This is a genomic window from Bradyrhizobium algeriense, assembly GCF_036924595.1.
GTDB classification, from domain to species: domain Bacteria; phylum Pseudomonadota; class Alphaproteobacteria; order Rhizobiales; family Xanthobacteraceae; genus Bradyrhizobium; species Bradyrhizobium algeriense.
In genome coordinates, this window is the sequence record NZ_JAZHRV010000001.1 from 7,786,921 (window position 1) to 7,803,917 (window position 16,997).

The following is a 16,997-nucleotide window of genomic DNA, read 5'->3' on the forward strand; positions in this document are numbered from 1 at the left end:
CCTTTAGGTATAAAAGTGTGTCCTGTTCTCGGAATAGTAGGTAAAGATCGGCCTGATTTGTCGGATGCCAAGGTGCCCTAGAGGGCGATGGAGGATGATGTGAACGACTTTGAGCAGCAGCCATTTGCGGATGCAGAATTTGCAGAAAATCCTGAGCAGCGTTGTCCTTGTATCCTCTTGCTGGACACCTCCACGTCGATGCGTGGCGAGCCAATTCGGCAGCTCAATGAAGGGCTCTTGGCGTTCAAGGAAGACTTGCAGAACGATCCAATGGCCGCCAAACGAGTTGAACTCGCTATCGTGACCTTCGGCCCAGTCGAGACCCGGGCTGATTTCAAGACGGTTGACGGCTATTTTCCAGAGATGCTTGAAGCAAGCGGCGCCACGCCGATGGGCGAAGCCATTGTCCAAGCACTCGACATGCTACGTGCACGTAAAGACCGCTATCGCGCAAATGGCATCAAATACAATCGGCCCTGGATTTTCTTGATCACGGACGGGGCGCCTACCGACAGTTGGCAAGAAGCCAAACACCGCGTCCATGAGAGTGAAGGGCGCAAAGAAGTTCTCTTCTATGCGGTTGGGGTCGAGGGCGCGGACCTGTCAATCTTGTCGCAGATTGCAGTACGGCAACCGCTCAAACTTAAGGGACTGGCTTTCCGCGAACTGTTCTTATGGTTGTCGGGTTCGCTAAGCGCGGTGTCCAAATCGGGCCCTGACGACGAGCCGCCATTGGTCAATCCCACGGCTCCGAACGGTTGGGCCTTTGCCGGCTAATCCCACCCGCTGGCGTTGGGCTGCTGCTTCCAGAACTGGCACATCCCACCTGCGGGCGGGGACCAGGAAGCAAGATGCTTATTCGGTCTCCAGCCTCCCGGAAAACGCAATTTGCGTCGTCGTCGCAGACGGCGCTGGCAGCGCGAGTCATGGCGGGGAGGGGGCTTCGCTCGTCTGCCGCTCTCTCATGGTCAAAATGCGGGCGTGGTTGACGCCCGGTCAGGCCTTGCCAAACGACGAGCAGATTATGGGCTGGCTCGACGAACTGCGCGACCAACTCGCCAAGGCTGCAACCAAGAGAGGCCTTACACGCCGGCAGTTTGCAGCGACTCTGGTTTTGCTCGTGGTGAAGGATGGTCAGCTCCTCTCTCTTCAGGTTGGTGACAGCGCTCTGGTCGGGCGCCGTGCTGGCATATGGGAGGCGATCTGCTGGCCCGAGAATGGCGAATTTGCATCTTCAACTTTTTTCGTTACGGACGATCCGGAAGTGCGGCTCCGGACAGCTAGACTGCCGCTAGAGCACGATGCATTCGCTCTCTTTTCGGACGGAATTGAAAATCTCGCACTTGAGCACGCCACAGTTCAGCCTCACGCTCGCTTTTTCGAGCCGATGATCCGGCCGGTCGATCAGTCGCCAGAGAGCGGCAGACTCACGAAACTGTCGCTGGCGCTGGGGCAATATCTCGATAGTCCCCCTGTCTGCGACCGAACCGACGACGACAAAACGCTCGTCTTGCTTTCGGGTGTCTGATTATGCAGTCGGTCAAGATCGGGGGCAAAACATACAAGCTAGGCAAACTGGTAGGCAAAGGCGGTGAAGGCGAAGTCTTTCTCGTCGAAAATCTGCCCGATCAGGCTGTGAAGATTTACAAGGACAGCTTGCGTGGTAGTCGCGAGCCGAAGGTCCGCGCCATGGTCAACGGCGCGCTCGCGGCATCTACGGAACTGGTAGCATTCCCTTCGGAAATCATCACCGATCTGACGGGTGGCTTCCGGGGTTTTACGATGCGGTTGGTCAAAGCTTTTTGGCCAATGCATGAACTCTATAGCCCGAAGTCCCGCAAGCTTCGATATCCCAAAGCGGATTACCGGCACCTCATTCACGCCGCACTCAACGTCGCGCGGGCTGTAGGAACAATCCATCAAACGGGATGCGTCATCGGTGACTTTAACCATTCTGGTGTGCTCGTTTCAGAAGGGGCCACCGTTGCGTTGATCGACGCCGATAGCTTCCAGTTTACTATCAACGGGCGTGCTTACCCCTGCGTGGTGGGTGTTCCAGACTTTACGCCCCCTGAATTGCAAGGGCGCGACTTAAAGACCGTCACCAGAACGAAGGCTCAGGACCATTTCGGGCTAGCCGTCGCCATTTTTCAGCTTTTGGCGATGGGCAAGCATCCTTATGCGGGACGATTCGCGGGGCCAGACCTCACGATGGGCGAAGCCATTGCGCAGAACCGCTTCGCATTTTCGATCGTCCGCCAGGCGCAAACCCGCACCACACCGCCACCTGGCTCCATCACCCTCAAAGATTTTCCGGCGCCGATTGGGCAAGCATTCGAGGCAGCATTCGGATTAGAGCCTGCGGCACGACCCGATGCCGCAACTTGGGTTTCATTGCTCAAAGACTTTGAAGCCAAGCTTAGCCATTGCACGAAGGTCAAGACTCACTACTACCCATCCGCCGCGCACGAGTGTGTTTGGTGTCGCCTGACTGTCCAATCAGGCGTCGACATGTTCCCAGACTTTCTGGGTGGCGACACTCCCGTTCCACCAACCGGGACTTTCGACGTCGAGCGCATTTGGGCTCAGATTCGCGCGGTCTCCTTACCTCAGCCCGCAAGTCTCATTCCCAAATGGGTCGGCACATTCGGCACGGACGGCGCCATTGCGAGTGCCAAGCGCGACGTCATGGCAAACAAGGCGGCAGGGGTGGCTGCGCTCATCGCTGCCGGAGCGGGGCTGGTCATTCTTTCTCCTCTAGCAATTGTCTGGCTGGGGCTTGGCGCCTTTGGTCTGTACAAGCTGTTTGGTGGGGGTATCGATGCGGGACCGTTCAGGAGCGCGTTTACGCTCGCTGACCAACGGGCGCGGGAAGCGGAAACCGCCTTTCTGCAGCGTATCGGCCTCACCGAGCTATACGGCGTTCGCGACGACCTCGACACGTGGATTGCTCAGTACCGCCAGCTCGATACAAGCCTCAACCGTGACTTAGCGAACCTAAGATCGACCAGAGAGGCGCGACAGCGCGACGCTTTTCTCGATCGCTTCCCGATTCGAGCCGCGAAGATCTCGGGTATAGGGCCGGCTAAAACTGCCACCCTTGCTTCGTTTGGTATCGAAACCGCTGCTGACGTGAACGAAACCGCAGTGCGGGCCGTTCCAGGCTTTGGCGAGGCCATGACCGCCAAGATGATGTCCTGGCGGCGTGCACATGAGGCTAGGTTTCGATACGACCCGGCACCCAGCCCATCTGATGCACAGGCGGAGAACGCCGTTCGGTCAGCCTGGGCCGTCAAGCGAGCCGATCTGCAATCCAAGATAAATTCAGGCCTCGCTGCCCTTCAGTCAGGCCCACAGCGCGTCGCGATACGCGCCCAGACAGTCGATCAGCCGCTCATGGCCGCTCTTGGTGAGCGCTCGAAGGCCGCTCATAACCTTCAGCTGCTCGGCGTGCCTGTTCCATTCTCCGCGCCCGTCACAATAACTCGAAAGGCGACGGCAACCCCGGCGGCGCCGCCTTCGACACCCGCGACTGCAACAACATCTCAAGGAGTGCCGAACTGTCCACGGTGTGGCTCACCGATGAGGCGTCGGCTTGCCCGGCGCGGGCGGCAGGCGGGCCGAAGCTTTTGGGGATGTAGCCGTTATCCAGCTTGCACCGGCTCGCGCAACTAGGATTGTCGAGAGCGCTCGTTCGCAGGGCAGCCTAGCGGCCTGCCCGCAACGCCGCGGTGTCGATCCACGCGCCAATGTTTTTGTGACCTTCCTCGGCAACGTAGTCGTAAATGGCCGTGACGTTGGAAAGCGGCACAAGAAAGCCGACCTTTGGCGGGTTCGCCTGCATGTATTTCGGCAGCGGCACGGGTGAGCTGAACTTGCTGTACTTCTCCCACTGCCACTCCCAGGTCGTCTGCCCGTATTGCACGACCTGCCGTAACACGCGCTCATAGAGGAAATAGACGCCCTGCTTGGGGCAGCCGACGGCCATGAAGTCGAGAGGATTATCGCCGTGGACACCGGGCGCCAGGCGCTGATGGTGCCTCAGGCTGTTGATGTGGACCGCGAGCAGGCCCTTCTTGTCGATGACCGACCGTGCGATTTCATACCTGACCCAGGGCCGGCTCCAGGTCTCGCTACCTACGAGGACGCAGACCGCGGAAGCGTGGGCCATGCCGCTACGGATCAGGTTTTTTAGACCTTCCGGGTTCTTGCGCTGGACGGATTCCCATAGGGAGCGATCGAAGAACTGGCGCTTGTCCTCCCGGCCGGGGGCATTGATCTTCCAGGCGTTGCGCACGTTATTGACGCGGAGGATGTCGGCGTAGTGGAAGGAGAAGAACCCCTTCCGCTTGATCGTTGCCGGCGCGTAGATGGGCGCCGGCCTGGCTGGCGCTACCGGTGGAGCAACGAGGTCAAATAGCCTGGGAAGGGGCCTGGAGGGCGTTGCCGGCGGAGCAATCAGGTCGGCAAACGTCGTAGAAGGGGAGAAGGGGTTCTGGGCCAGCGCGTTGGTGGAGGGGGTGGACGGCGCGAACGGCGAGAACAAGCCCGACAGCGCGTTTGGCGGAGGCGAAGACGGCTGTCCAATCATGCCGAGCAACCCCGCCAGAGCGTTTTGCGGTGGTGGCGTCGGGGCAGGTGGAGGATTAAAGAGAGAACCAAATTCAGTGCTGCGCAGCAGCGAGCCAAAAGGCGATTCCGGCTTGGGCAGCGTCGAATTGCCGAGCAGCGCGTTTACCAACGCATTTTTATCATAAGAGTTTGTCATAGACCTGCCTTGCAATGGCTACCGCCGCGACCGCCACGATTGCGAGCGGCAGGTAGAATCCTGCGACCGACCAGCTGAAGAACGCAGACCAGTATGGCGAAACCGGGTTGGCCCTGTTGCCCATGCTGAAGGTCGGCGGCGTGTCCCAGCCTTCCGCGGTAACCGCGTCGAACCTCTCCCGGAATCGGCGCTCCAGCTGGAGATACCGGGCGTCCAGGAATGAGAAGGACAAGATCGGCACCAGCGTCAGCAGCGCCACGATCGGGCGCTGCAGCGTGATGGCGAAGCCTGCTACCGCAACCGAGATGGTGACGCAGTAGTTCTTCAGGGTGGCGCATTGCGACGACATGCGGCCAACCACCGCCTGGATCATCTCCAGGTGTTTCAACCTCAGGTCAGCAATTTTCTCGGGGGACAGCGGCATGCTGCACTTTAGAACAAAGACGGAACCGCGCCAATGCCCGGTTCTGGGCTTATCCAGCGGAATCTAAAGCAAAGGGCCCGGGAGCAAATGCTCTACCGGGCCCTTAAAAAGCTTGCCCCGAAGGTATGCAAGCGCAGGGACCAAACGGGGCGTACCTGTATATAGTAGGGTATGAAGGGGAAAAGTTCAAGGGTTTTCAGGGGGCCATGCCGACATTTGTAGATGCCATTTCGGCTGACCGTCTCAGCACTTACCGGCTATGGGCCGGCCAGGATGATGCTCTCGCCCGCCGACTATACACCTTTAATGTCCAGCTGTCAGAGGCGCTGTACGGGCCCCTACATATGCTCGAGGTGGCGATTCGCAATGTCGCCGATCGCAAACTGAGTGCGGTCTATGGCTTAGACTGGATGGATGACCCCCAGGCCCTGCGCCACCACTACCAGCAGGACTGCGTGGTTAAAGCCCGTGACCAGCTGGCACGCAACCGCAAAGCCGGCACTCACGGCCAGATGGTGGCCGAGCTCAATTTCGGCTTCTGGAGTTCGCTTTTCGGTAGGCACAGCAATCACCTCTGGCAACATTTGCGCCCGATCTTCCAGACCACCGGCATCCAGCGGAAAGACATCGCTCTCCAGCTCGAAAATTTTCGGGCCTTGCGAAACCGCGTCGCCCATTACGAGCCGATCCTGGGGCTTCCGCTGGCCCAGCGGTACGCCGACATCATCACCTTGACCGGTTGGCTGTCTCCCAGCGCCGCCGCGTGGACAAACGGGGCTTCGAAGTGGAACGACCTTTATCCCGGCGTCCCTATTCTCATCGTTGATCCGGCGACAAATTTAACGCGGGTTTCAGATGGGGTCCTGCAATTCCTGCCGGCGATGTGATTCGTCGATTTCCGGATCGTGATGCAAGGCAGAAAGGGACTATCGCAACGGACCCTTCCGCTGTTTCATGAAACAGCGATTCTCGGCGGAGAGGTTTGCCAGTGATTAGATTTTCAATGGGTGGCAAGGCGCTCGATCCCAGCAACCTCAAGGACGCCGTCATGGCATCGGTGTTGGAGAGTGTTCGCGAACATATTCGCGAGAAAGTTGGCAACATCCGCGATCCGGATACAGGGGAATTCCCGACGATCGTTGTTCGTGGCAACAGCCTCGACGATCTGAAAATCCACGTCGAAGGCTCGCCAGCCCTTGTTGCGCTGGTCAACGAGCGGCTGGGGGGCGAATCAATGGCTGAAACCGGCGCGGCACCAGAAAGCCACCCGCGCGTCTTTATCAGTTATACGTCCGACGACATTGACATCGCGCGACGAGTCGCCGAGGCGCTGGAGGGCGCCGGCATCGAAGTGTGGTGGGACAAATGGTGCATTTCGACCGGCGACTGCCTTCGTCAGAAAATCGACGAGGGAATAGCCGGCTGCACGCACTTTTTGGCATTGCTGACGCCGCGTTCGATCAAGAAGCCTTGGGTCAATCAGGAAATGGATGCCGCCCTGGTTCGCAAGCTGAATGACCAATGCCGCTTTCTTCCCGTTCGTCATGACCTTCCAGCGTCCGAACTACCGCCCTTGCTGTCGGGCATTGCCTCCGCGGCGATTACAACCGGTGCCGACATCGCCCAGTTGATCAATGATATTCACGGTGTAACCCGAAAGCCCCCACGCGGACCGGCGCCCGCGGCGGTGCTAACCAGTCAGGCATCACAAACCGGCTACTCGGCGGCTGCCAATACGATTGCTCGCTACTTCGTGAAAAAATCCAAAGACGGCCTATTCGGCGATCCGATCTGCGAAGTCGAGGATCTCGCCAAGGAACTAGGCCTCAGCGTCGAAGACACTGAAGATGCCCTTCATGAGCTTTCGGGCTTTCTACGGATTTCGACTGGCTCCGTCCTGGTCGAAGGGGCGCTTTTCGCTGAATTCGACCGTTACTGGAAAGCTTGGAACACGGCCGATGATGCGCTCCGGTTGGCGGCCGACGTCATGAGCGACCCGAAGTTTCCCGATAACTGCGAAGAAATCGCAAAGCGATATGAATGGGAGCCACGCCGGTTGAACTCGACCACTTATTATTTGCTAGAGCGGTCTCTCATTGTGGACTACCAGGGCATCGGCACCGCGCCGTGGGCCGTTTTTCGAATCGTCGGCAACCAGAACATGCGGCGATTTGTGAAGAGCCGAGCTTGAAAATATTCTGGTCACCGAAAGGGACGACCCTGGCAAGATCGGCGCCCGGAGCGTTGAGGCGGCTCTGCCGCAGGCATGATCAGGCTTGCAGCACTCACGCGCTCGCCCAAACTTCAAGCCGCTGATGCCCGCCACGCACAAGGTGATAGTTGGCTGCCGCCATCACCTCCGCCAATCGCGGCTCCACCCCGTCGGCACCACCGGTAACGCCAGTTCCCGCCATGCCGTTGGCCACGGTGCGGCAGCGGCGGAGACGTACACGTACACGCTTGTGCGCGCGTTGCAGGCGCTGCTCACCCTGGATAAGTTGGCCTTTTGTACGTGAGTCGCGGTAGACGGCTTTCTGCCGATCTGATGCTGCGTCAGCTGCGGGTCCGATATGATCAATCATGAGCCGTTCAAGCGGGAACCGTCACCCAGTCAACGCGACCGGACGTCATGTAGACGACGGCTCCGCGCTGTGCCCCGGTTGCGTGAAGATATTGCGCCAACTGCTGCCTGTACGCTGAACGGTCGGCTTCTTTGGGGGAAATGTCGCTCTTCCAGTCGAACACGACCATGCTGCCGTCGGCGGCTTCTGCGACCGCGTCCGCCCGGCCGGCGATCAAATCACCTGGGCCCGCCGGGCCGATTGCGTAGATCGGTACCTCCGCCATCAGCCGATTGCGAAAGGGCTTGATGTCGGGCAGCCGGAGGGTGTTGAGCGCTGTACTCGCAAGCTCAATCGCATCCACGGGCGCGGTGGATGACGACACGGAAAATAGTTGGTCGCGCAGCCGCGCGGCTCTCGAAGTCGCCATTTCCTGGCTCTCTTCCAGTTCGCCGGTCACCAGCTCTTCCATCAGTTTGTGCAGAAGTATGCCGCGGATGCGGCCGCCCTCCAGAGTCGATGGGGGACGAAGTGGCTCTTCTTCGTGCACTTCCGACGAGAGCTGTTCCGTGATCACGTCGGGATCGCCATCGCTCGGTGTGATCCACCGAACCTTCGGCAAAGCCTCGAGCCGCGATTGCTCCTCCGCGAATACTTCCGCGCTCTGCAGATTTTCGGCCGCACTCGGCGGAGAAATGCTGGCTCGGGGAAAGCGCGAGACATTCAGCTCCGGTATCGTGTCCGGTCGGAAGCTCAACAGCTTGGCCCACGATTCGTCGTTGCTCCAGGTGAAGTCCGGTATAATCAATGACTCCATCGCCCGAGTGCAGGCGACGTAAAGAAGCCGCAAGTTTTCAGCTCGCTTTTCGGCCTCCTCCGTCAGAAGGGCGTCCCCCAAGCTCGGTGGAATTATTTGACCGAGCGCCCAATGAAGACTCTCGTCGCTGCGCCGATACACGAAGGTCTCGGCGCGCCGCGGCATGGATGCACGGTTGATTGGAATGACCACTGGCCACTCGAGGCCCTTCGAACTGTGAACGGTGACGATCTCGATCGATTGTCCATCGGCCTCGACCATGCCTTCCGCGGAGCTCGATCCGCCCGACCACTCTTCGTCGATGTCCCTCGCGAACTGCGCGAATCCGCGGACCCTGTAGCTACGGGCGCGCTCGAGCAATCCATCGATGTTTGCTAGGGATCTGACGGACTGGTCCGCGCTGCGCGCAGCCACGATGGTGCGTACGTGCAGTCGCTCGATCGCTTCTGCAAGGATCAGCGCCGGACTGGTGCCGTTCACGCGTCTACGAAGATCGCGGAGAACGCCGAGGACTTCGCGTGCGGTATCGTGCTGAACAGTCGCCGGATCGGTCAGGAGCGTCAGTCCGGTGATTTGGTCGGGATCCTCCGACGGCGGCAGGCCGCCAGTGATGTTCAGAAGCTCGCGCTCGGTCAGGCCAACCAACGGTCCGCGCAATAGGGATCCGAGGGCGAGGGTATCTCGGGCGTCGGCCAGCGCCCTGACCAGTGCCACCAAGTCCTGGGCTTCCTGTCTCTTGAAGAGGTTTTTGCCGGCCTGCGAGGCGAAGGGCAGGCCAGCCTCCTCCAGAGCGCGTTCGTATCGCCACAGATCCGTCGAGACAGGAGCCAATAGCGCTATGTCGCCGGGGGCCAGTCGTCGAACCTTACCGTCGTTGAGCCTCAATTCGACATTCCCGATCAGCCGAGCGCAGAGTTCGGCGACGACGCGGGCTTCTTCATCGCGCGCGCTGGCGACCCGCGTCTCTGGAGGTAGCTCGACGGATACCTTCGCGACGCCAGGCAAGACTTGGTCGGACACGCTGCGAGTGCCTTGCAACGCGATGTAACCGGCTTCCTGCTGCGACAGATGCAGCGAGAAGCAGTTGTTGATGTGATGAAGGATCGAATCGCGTGAGCGGAAGTTCGCCGATACTCGGACGACATTGCCTGGAAATTGATCTTCGATGGCCTGCCGCACCGTCAGATAGGTTGCGAGATCGGCACCCCGGAATCGGTAGATTGCCTGCTTGGGATCGCCAACTACGAAAAGCTGTCCCGGCCTCAGCGATCTCCTGTGCCACGCCGTCGCATCCGCGGCGCCGGAACACAGCAGAAAAATAATGTCTGCCTGAACGGGGTCGGTATCCTGGAATTCGTCGACGAGAATTCGAGAGAACCGCTCGCCGGCCGTGTTTCGCACGACCGGAAAATCGCGCAGCACCTGGCGGCAGATGTACAGAAGATCATCGAAGTCCAAAACGGCGGCGCGTCGTTTGAAGGCCTCGTAAGCTTCCAGCACGCCGTCCAGCTCGATCGAAAAACTGCCGATGATCGCGGTCGCGATCCGACCCATCAACGCCCCGTATGCCGTCCGACATCGGACGTAGTATTCCTCCGCCTGATCTGCCAGGCGATCGCCGTCTTCTCGCCCGGCCGCCCTCCGCCACAAGGAGCGGCGCCTGTAATCGCGCAAGGCGAACGCGTCCTTGCGCATGATGGCCAGGCTCGGTGGATGGGCCAATTCCCAGAGCCGCTCGAAGCCGGGAAGGGGATCGAAAGCTCCCCCGAAGTGAGAGGCCAGCGTCTCAAGAGCGACGATATCCGGATCGGCTTCGGGCGGAACGTCGACGTGATCGCACCAGCGACGGAATTCACGAACGCTCTCCACGAATTCCAGATCCGCCGCAGCGTCGAGGTCCGAGGGCAGGGGCCTGGCCGAACGATAGCGTCGACGGAACTTCGCAAATCTCCGCAACAGCTCTTCGGCGCCTGTAGGATTTCTACGGGCCACCGACGCGACTGGGTCGTCCGCCACCGGAAGAGGTCGATCGAGCCGATCCCGCCACCATCGATCGAAAGTCGAATCGAACACGAAATCCGCTTGGTCCGCGTCGAGCACCTCCGCGCCCGGATCGATTCCGGCTTCCACCGAATTAGACAGCAGGAGATCGTGACAAAAGGAATGGATCGTTCCGCAAGTCAACTCGTCGAGCCGTTCGGAAGCCGCCACCAGCGATCGCCTTTGTTCGGGCGTCGGGCCATCGGGTAGGCAAAGCCGAAGTTCGCGGGGAACGCTGCCGTCGAGCAGGGCGTCCAGATAGTCCGAAATGCGATGACGTAGTTCGCCGGCCGCAAGCTCGGTGAACGTAATGGCGACGATCGAGCCCGGCGATATGCCGGACGCCAGCAGCATCACGACGCGGCCGGCGAGAAGAGAAGTCTTTCCCGTTCCAGCACCGGCTTCCACCAGCAGCGTGGAATCGAGGTCCGTCAAAGCTCGCATGCGCTCGGCATTATCGACCACGAAAGTCATTCCGAACTCCACAGCCGTGCGATGCTTTCGCTCGCCTTGCCGAAGGCCAGTCGCTTGCGCCGCTGATAGCCGGGAGAAGCGGGGAGCGCCAATCGCAGATCGTTAGTCCGTTCGAAGGAGTTCGGGCCTGGTACGGCGGTGCCCCGCATCAGCATGGCAACCACAACATTGACGAAGGCTGCGATCTGTTCGATGGCGCCGTCGAGGTCTTGGAGCCGGTGTGCTGATTGTTCGCCGCGCAGGTAGAGGAGTCTGGCGACGATCTGCGGGTCGCCCGGCAGGAGCTGACGGCACGCGAGACCATAGAGCGCACGCTGCAATTCGGAGCCTCTTCCGATGGTGATGCGCGCGGCATTTCTCGGGGGCTCGCTTGTCTTATAGTCCGTCACGCGCACAGCGGCCGGCGCGGTTCGCAAGTCTAGGCGATCGATGGTGCCTCGAAGACGGATGGGCGTGTTCGGCACGGAAACCGGCGCCGTGGCGTCCCAAGGCAGTTCCCGTCCTGCGACGAAACCTTCGGGCTGTCCGAACGGAACTTCAGTCCAACTTCGCGTGGTCGTTTCCGCGATCTCCTTGCGCAGCAATCCGACGAGCGCCAGGGACGCGGCATAGTCCACCGTATTCTTCCAAAGCAAACTCGGTGGCACCGGACCTTCGAGCGGCCATGCTTCTCGCACCACTCGAGCAGCGTCCTCGAGCGCGTCTGCGATCTCCTGATCCGATGCTCGCGCATAGCCCGGCCGAGGTTCGAGCAAGTCGACCGCACGCCGCAGCAACTCGTGAACCAACTTGCCAAAGGCGTCAGGCGCAATCGAGAGGGGTTGTTCGCGTTCCTGCGGGGTTCGCCAACCAAGCGCGTAACGCCAAACGAACCCCATGGGATCCTGCAGCATGAGCCGAAGCGAAGTCGCCGACTGCACACGGTCGATCGCCCGTCGCATCGCGGGATGGTCTGCGGAAAACTGTGCGTCGTGCGTCGTAAGACCTTCTTCGTGCCAGCTCGTCCAGCATGCGTTCGCCGATCTAATCCGATCAACCTTCGCTGAGTCCGCCGGTCGAGCCATCAAGCGGTCGGCTTCGTTCCAGGCGTGTTCGGGGACGCGCGCTCGCGACAGCGGAATCTCCGGCCGGTCCTGCAGCAACGGGCTTCTTCCGACACGGCTACCTTGCGCGCTCCGACGGCTCCGCGACAACACCACCTCGCAGGCGGCTCCGGCGATGATGGCTTCGAAATGCCGCCGATCCGCCTTTGCCGTCGGATCGACGTCAAATTCACTCGCGGGCAGCAGGTGGTTGGGGAGAATGGAATCCTCCCCGGAGCGTCGCGGCCAGCCCCGGTTCGTGAGCCCAAGCAGCCGCGTGTAAGGGCGGGGCGCGCTCGCGAGATCCCGCGCAGCGCACCAAGCGATCGAATCAGCCGCGTCGTTCTCCGACGGGAAACGCGCGTTTTGCAGGGCGAACTCGACCGCGTCGGGCGGCGCCGTACGCAGGGCAGCTTGCCAAAGCTGGGCCGAACGGCCACGCAGAAGGAGGTCGGACGCCTGTTGAGCGGCCGTAATCCCCCTTGCCAACGTTTCCAATATGGGGATGGCGCCTTGTATCGCTACCAAGGACGCATCGCCTAGAATGGCCATCGAAATCGCGCGGCGCCAATCCTCGAGCTGGGCCAACGCCGCTCCGCGCGGGATCGACGACAGCCATCCCTGAGGAAGTTCGTCAAGGGCGCCGCCCTCGCCCCGGCACAAGGAGACGAGACGTCGCACGCGCGACTGGCTCAGGCCGTGCAGCAGGACATCCGCCAGCGCCGCCGCTCGTTGACCGTCTCGGGTAGCAAGGGCGGGAATGCCGTGCACGAAATGCAGTCTTAATCCGGCGTCCGCCGTCGATGCATAGAAATGATCGTCCCAAGCCGCGGTACCGGCGGATGCGATGGTGATCTCCTGAGGGTGCGCTTTGCCCGATGCGATCAGTTGGCGAGCCCAACGAAGGCTCTCGACCACCTCGTGCCGCGGATCAGCGCAAGAGACCGCGGTGGTGACCTGTTGATGACCCGATGCCTCGAGGCGGACAACCGACCCCGAAAACCAATCCGTCTCGGCTTGGATCGGAGCGTGCCACTCTAACGGCACTCTTTCGACGAGACCTTCGATCAGGGGGCGCCAATTGGGGGCGATGAACGAGAGACGCTCGATAGTGACACGGCCGACGAGCCGTGCTGCGTGAGGGGTTCTCGCCAAGGCCGCATCCCGCAAATCACGCGGCAGCATCATGCTGGAGGGCAGATGACGCCGCACTCGCTCTTCGATAAGAGCCAACTCGCGGATGCGGACGCCTCCGGCTGCACCCGTCTCGAGGCGGAAATCCGCGTCCCAAACCTTGCGTAGGGTCCTTGAGACCGACCGGGTCATGCCCGGAAGGTGTCGTACGCCCTCCAGTTCGGCGAAGCCTCCCTCCTCAAGCGCTCGTTGGATAGCTAAGTCGAGCTGCTCGACCGTGACGGGCGTAACAAAGCCACCCGCGAGTCTCGCCGCAAGCTGCGGTAGGTTTAGGATCTGAAGGCCGCACTCATTCGCCTGAGCCGCCTTTGCTCGGCGCATCTGGTAGGCGAGAGACCCTTCGATGATGGTGGTCCGGATTTGCAGCGAACGAACTCCCACGTCTCCGCCAACTTGCTTGGCCAGCACCTACGGCCGTGCACGGTAGATATATCATCGCAGACAACACCGATCACCAAAAGCAAGTCCGATCTTCTTGGATGTTTTTCAGGCGACCACTCGCAAGCTGGTTGGAGCCACGTTGTTCATTTTGCCGAGCCGGGATGCTTGTTTGACGCTCGCAAAGGTTGTAGATTTCCGGGAAAACTTCATTCAATAGCCTGCCGTAAATCGAATTCTCGCCGCGGTAATCTTCGTTATGGTCAGCCTCTCCGCAGCGCGCGCAGATCGGCTCCTGAGCGGGCGAGATCAGGAGCTTACACCGGCTGTGAGGGGCGCCCCGCCTTTTTTGCGGATAGGAGGAGAAACTCCATTGGCTACGATCAAAGTCCCGCTGGGGCCTCCGTACGGAACGGTTCCTGTCAACACCGCCGCGATCTGTGCGGCCATTCCCGATCCGTCCTTGGCCGACGCAGCAACAGAATTGCTTGTCGATTCGGCCGGCGGGCGCTCGATCAACGTGTTGGTCGCGATCGGGGAAATGGGAATACGCCTCGGCGCGGATTTTGCCGAGTTCACCGCAGCCGATCCACCCAAGTCGAAGTGCTTTGTGAGTCGGACGGCGTGGGTCAGCGTCGTGCCGCATCCCCAGGTCAACGGTGTCTCCCAGATAAATTTCGCCAACCGCCGCTATCTTGCGGTTGCGGGCGATGTCGACGAAGTCCTCGCGCGGCTTGAACGCGGATCGCCCTCCAGGAGCGCAGGCCATTCGCGAACGAGATAGTCCGGTCCCTCGAGTTTGCTGGCGGCCTCACGCCTTGCCGACGCGGACAATCAGTCCGGGTACGCTCTGTCGTCCTGGAGATCTATTACCTAACGCCGACGGGTTTTTGTGGTCGCGCAGCTTGTGGCTCGGGAGGATGATTGTCCTGGTTAGCGTTTGATTATGGCGACAGACCAGTTGTAAGGAAGGTCGGTTTTCGAGGCGGCAACGCTATCAACAGCGACGGTCTTTGATAACCTGTATGAGGGCAACCACATTGCAGGCAGCGGTGTCGTTGTTTGCTGCGTAAGCGCCCAGGCGCGCAAATTTGTCGCGATCGTCGATGTTGCTTCCGCCAAGGTAGGTTCCGGCGCGGTGCGAGAGCCCGCTGTGAATCTCGACGATCTTTCGAGTTGAGGGAGATAATAGCCATCCGAGCGGCAGATCGAAATCGAACAGGTTGAGTGTGAATGAGCTACCGTCAACGCGCTTGCCGCATTCAGAGTAGATGGCGCAGACCTCAATGAAGCGCCAAAGCCGCGACAAGGCGACGACAGCCCGCGTATCTCGCGCGCTCAGCATGGTTCTGATCGGCGACAAGGCTTCGCCGAGACCGAACGACCCGTGCGCCTGTAGAATCTGAAGATTTGTGATAGCGATGACATGTATCTGGACAGGAGGCAGGTCTCCTCTGAGGCTGTTCTCGCTCTCATAAAATCGTGCGAGCGCCTGCACGAGATCGAATACTGTTTCCGAGCCCGAATTCTCGACATATCCGCCGTCGACAATGCGCAAAGGCCCATCGCGCTGCGTTGTCAGGCGGCCGGCCGGCAAGACCCAAGGAAAACGTGCGCTCAGGGATACGGCGGTCGCGAGCGTGGTGTCCCTCAGGCGTGCCGTGGAGCTGTCACCCGCTCTCACCTCGCTGAGGCGGTGAAATTCCGCGAGGTTTGAGAGCGAAACGATGTTGTCCAGCTCACCCATGTCGATGATCTCAAACGGCGTCATGGCGATACGGTATCCGTGCTCGACGTTTGTGCTGTTCAGGATAAGCGCAGGCGCGGCGGCTTTGGGGTTCCAGCCTTCAAGGAAGGGCTTCCCCCACGGATTATCCTTATTTTCGGGGTAAAGCTTTGACCAGGCCCGGGTGAGCGTGCTTTCGAAAGCTCGAGCGCGGTCAAAACGCGATGTAAACGCGGGCAGAAAGCGCTGCATCGCATCAGGGAAAAGCGTTGCCCCGAGTAGCGGCGATAGGAAATCGGTCTCTATAAAGCGGTTGCTCTGCTTCTCGAAATCGCCCTCTCCGCCGGGCGGGGGGCCGGACAGACAATCCACATGCGCGCTGTTCGACGCCTGCTTCCGCGCAAGGTTTGCGAATAGAGCGCCGCCAAGGCTGCCTCCGGAAACACCACTGATCGCGAAGACGTGCTGCGAGAAGTTCGGGCATTGGTCTTGAAGCCGCGCCAGTACCGTCGCGGCATGGTGCGCGGCGTAAAGGCCACCTCCAGACGCCGCCACGATAAAGACCGGGTATGGCCTTTGACGGCTTGCATAATATTCGCGGTCAGCGCGACTCTCGTACCACTGCCTGAAAACGTCCACTGCCCTCTGAAGGCGAGGAGAATCCGTGTTTATGAGCTGGATACGGTGGTTGTCCGTCAGATCGAAAAGGGAAAGCAAGATAGCGATAAGGATCACGCACGAGAGGACTGGAAGGTGGCGCCGGTCCCCAGCGCGGGTCAGCAGAGACGCCATTGCGCCGACGCCGATAACAGCGAGCAGGAAAATCCCGATCGGACCAACCAATTGGCTTCCTGTTACCGAAAAGGCCGAAAAGAATACGAGGCAAAACAGGCTAAACCAGACCATGTGCGCGATCCGGAGCGGGTGACGAGCAAAGAATTCGCGAACCCGCAACGACCGGAGGCCGGCGTTTGGCACCGTGAGGCTAATGGTGATCAGCGTACAAATCAGTCCGGCTGTGATCAGGTTGGCCCTCGACGCATCGAGAGCCTGCAGGAGTACTCCCAGTTCCGGCATCTTCTCCAGAGTCTCCGCAGGCGGCGTGCCGATCCTGGCTTCGTGGGCGGCGATGTACAGGCCGGCCGACAGGCTGCCGGGGATCAATCCGCCGCACAGGATTGGCAGTAGCCTGCGCGTAAAGCGCGGCGTCCTCGGAACGCTGCTTTCGCGCAACAGTTCGCGTGCCATGAACGACAGGGCAAAGCAGGCCGCGCAGAGGATCACCAGAGAAAGTGCGAGTTGCCAGAGATTACCGGTCAGGTCTTCAGCAAGGGCGCGGTAGATCTCGCGTGTCTGCGGCGGATAAGCGAGAAAAAGACCTGCTACGATCGCGACGAACAGCGGCGCTCTTGCTGCGCGAACGACGTTGATGCGCTGGGCGATCGGGCCGGGACGCATGATTTTGGGCTGGAGCCCCAAGGCCGCACACCATGCAAAGGACAATAGGAATTTGCGGACGCCCACTCTCATCGC

The 16,997-nt window shown here is 60.4% G+C and carries 12 protein-coding genes; 6 read left to right on the top strand and 6 right to left on the bottom strand.

The window, feature by feature from the left end; translation table 11 throughout:
- Positions 1 to 99: 99 nt before the first annotated feature.
- From V1286_RS37345 to V1286_RS37355, 3 genes are read left to right on the top strand one after another with little or no spacing between them, the layout of a single operon-like run.
- On the top strand, positions 100 to 777 hold the full coding sequence (locus V1286_RS37345; protein ID WP_334488868.1) for a vWA domain-containing protein: 678 nt from the start codon (positions 100 to 102) through the stop codon (positions 775 to 777).
- The gene (locus V1286_RS37350; RefSeq protein WP_334488870.1) at positions 767 to 1,528 is read left to right on the top strand and encodes a PP2C family serine/threonine-protein phosphatase; all 762 of its coding nucleotides are present in this window, start codon (positions 767 to 769) and stop codon (positions 1,526 to 1,528) included. The genes V1286_RS37345 and V1286_RS37350 overlap by 11 nt, the downstream gene beginning before the upstream one ends.
- Before the next feature lie 2 nt (positions 1,529 to 1,530).
- Positions 1,531 to 3,675: a hypothetical protein gene (locus V1286_RS37355; RefSeq protein ID WP_334488871.1), complete on the top strand. Its 2,145-nt coding sequence runs from the start codon at positions 1,531 to 1,533 to the stop codon at positions 3,673 to 3,675.
- A gap of 31 nt (positions 3,676 to 3,706) precedes the next feature.
- Here V1286_RS37355 and V1286_RS37360 read toward each other — a convergent pair whose 3' ends face one another.
- Together V1286_RS37360 and V1286_RS37365 are read right to left on the bottom strand one after the other, a co-directional pair.
- Complete coding sequence (locus tag V1286_RS37360) at positions 3,707 to 4,768, bottom strand: TIR domain-containing protein (protein WP_334488873.1); 1,062 nt, start codon at positions 4,766 to 4,768, stop codon at positions 3,707 to 3,709.
- On the bottom strand, positions 4,752 to 5,192 hold the full coding sequence (locus V1286_RS37365) for a hypothetical protein (RefSeq protein ID WP_334488874.1): 441 nt from the start codon (positions 5,190 to 5,192) through the stop codon (positions 4,752 to 4,754). Before V1286_RS37365 ends, V1286_RS37360 begins: the two co-directional genes overlap by 17 nt.
- A gap of 206 nt (positions 5,193 to 5,398) precedes the next feature.
- On the opposite strand from V1286_RS37365, the gene V1286_RS37370 reads away from it, so the two are divergent.
- Positions 5,399 to 6,079 (top strand): hypothetical protein, encoded by a 681-nt coding sequence (locus tag V1286_RS37370; RefSeq protein WP_334488875.1) that lies wholly within the window; start codon positions 5,399 to 5,401, stop codon positions 6,077 to 6,079.
- Between the two features lie 116 nt (positions 6,080 to 6,195).
- Entirely contained in the window at positions 6,196 to 7,383 is a 1,188-nt protein-coding gene (locus V1286_RS37375) for a toll/interleukin-1 receptor domain-containing protein (protein WP_334488876.1), read from the top strand.
- A 94-nt stretch (positions 7,384 to 7,477) separates the two neighbouring features.
- On the opposite strand, the gene V1286_RS37380 is transcribed toward V1286_RS37375, so the two are convergent.
- The 3 genes from V1286_RS37380 to V1286_RS37390 are packed head-to-tail and all read right to left on the bottom strand — an operon-like array spanning position 7,478 to position 13,768.
- Positions 7,478 to 7,774: a hypothetical protein gene (locus tag V1286_RS37380; protein ID WP_334488878.1), complete on the bottom strand. Its 297-nt coding sequence runs from the start codon at positions 7,772 to 7,774 to the stop codon at positions 7,478 to 7,480.
- Positions 7,775 to 7,781: 7 nt separating this feature from the next.
- A complete protein-coding gene (locus tag V1286_RS37385) occupies positions 7,782 to 11,084 on the bottom strand; it encodes a UvrD-helicase domain-containing protein (RefSeq protein ID WP_334488880.1) in 3,303 nt (1,100 codons plus the stop codon).
- Positions 11,081 to 13,768: a PD-(D/E)XK nuclease family protein gene (locus tag V1286_RS37390; protein ID WP_334488882.1), complete on the bottom strand. Its 2,688-nt coding sequence runs from the start codon at positions 13,766 to 13,768 to the stop codon at positions 11,081 to 11,083. The genes V1286_RS37385 and V1286_RS37390 overlap by 4 nt, the downstream gene beginning before the upstream one ends.
- Positions 13,769 to 14,111: 343 nt before the next feature.
- On the opposite strand from V1286_RS37390, the gene V1286_RS37395 reads away from it, so the two are divergent.
- A complete protein-coding gene (locus V1286_RS37395; protein WP_334488885.1) occupies positions 14,112 to 14,522 on the top strand; it encodes a hypothetical protein in 411 nt (136 codons plus the stop codon).
- Positions 14,523 to 14,735: 213 nt separating this feature from the next.
- Here V1286_RS37395 and V1286_RS37400 read toward each other — a convergent pair whose 3' ends face one another.
- The gene (locus V1286_RS37400; protein WP_334488889.1) at positions 14,736 to 16,988 is read right to left on the bottom strand and encodes a hypothetical protein; all 2,253 of its coding nucleotides are present in this window, start codon (positions 16,986 to 16,988) and stop codon (positions 14,736 to 14,738) included.
- Positions 16,989 to 16,997: the final 9 nt, after the last annotated feature.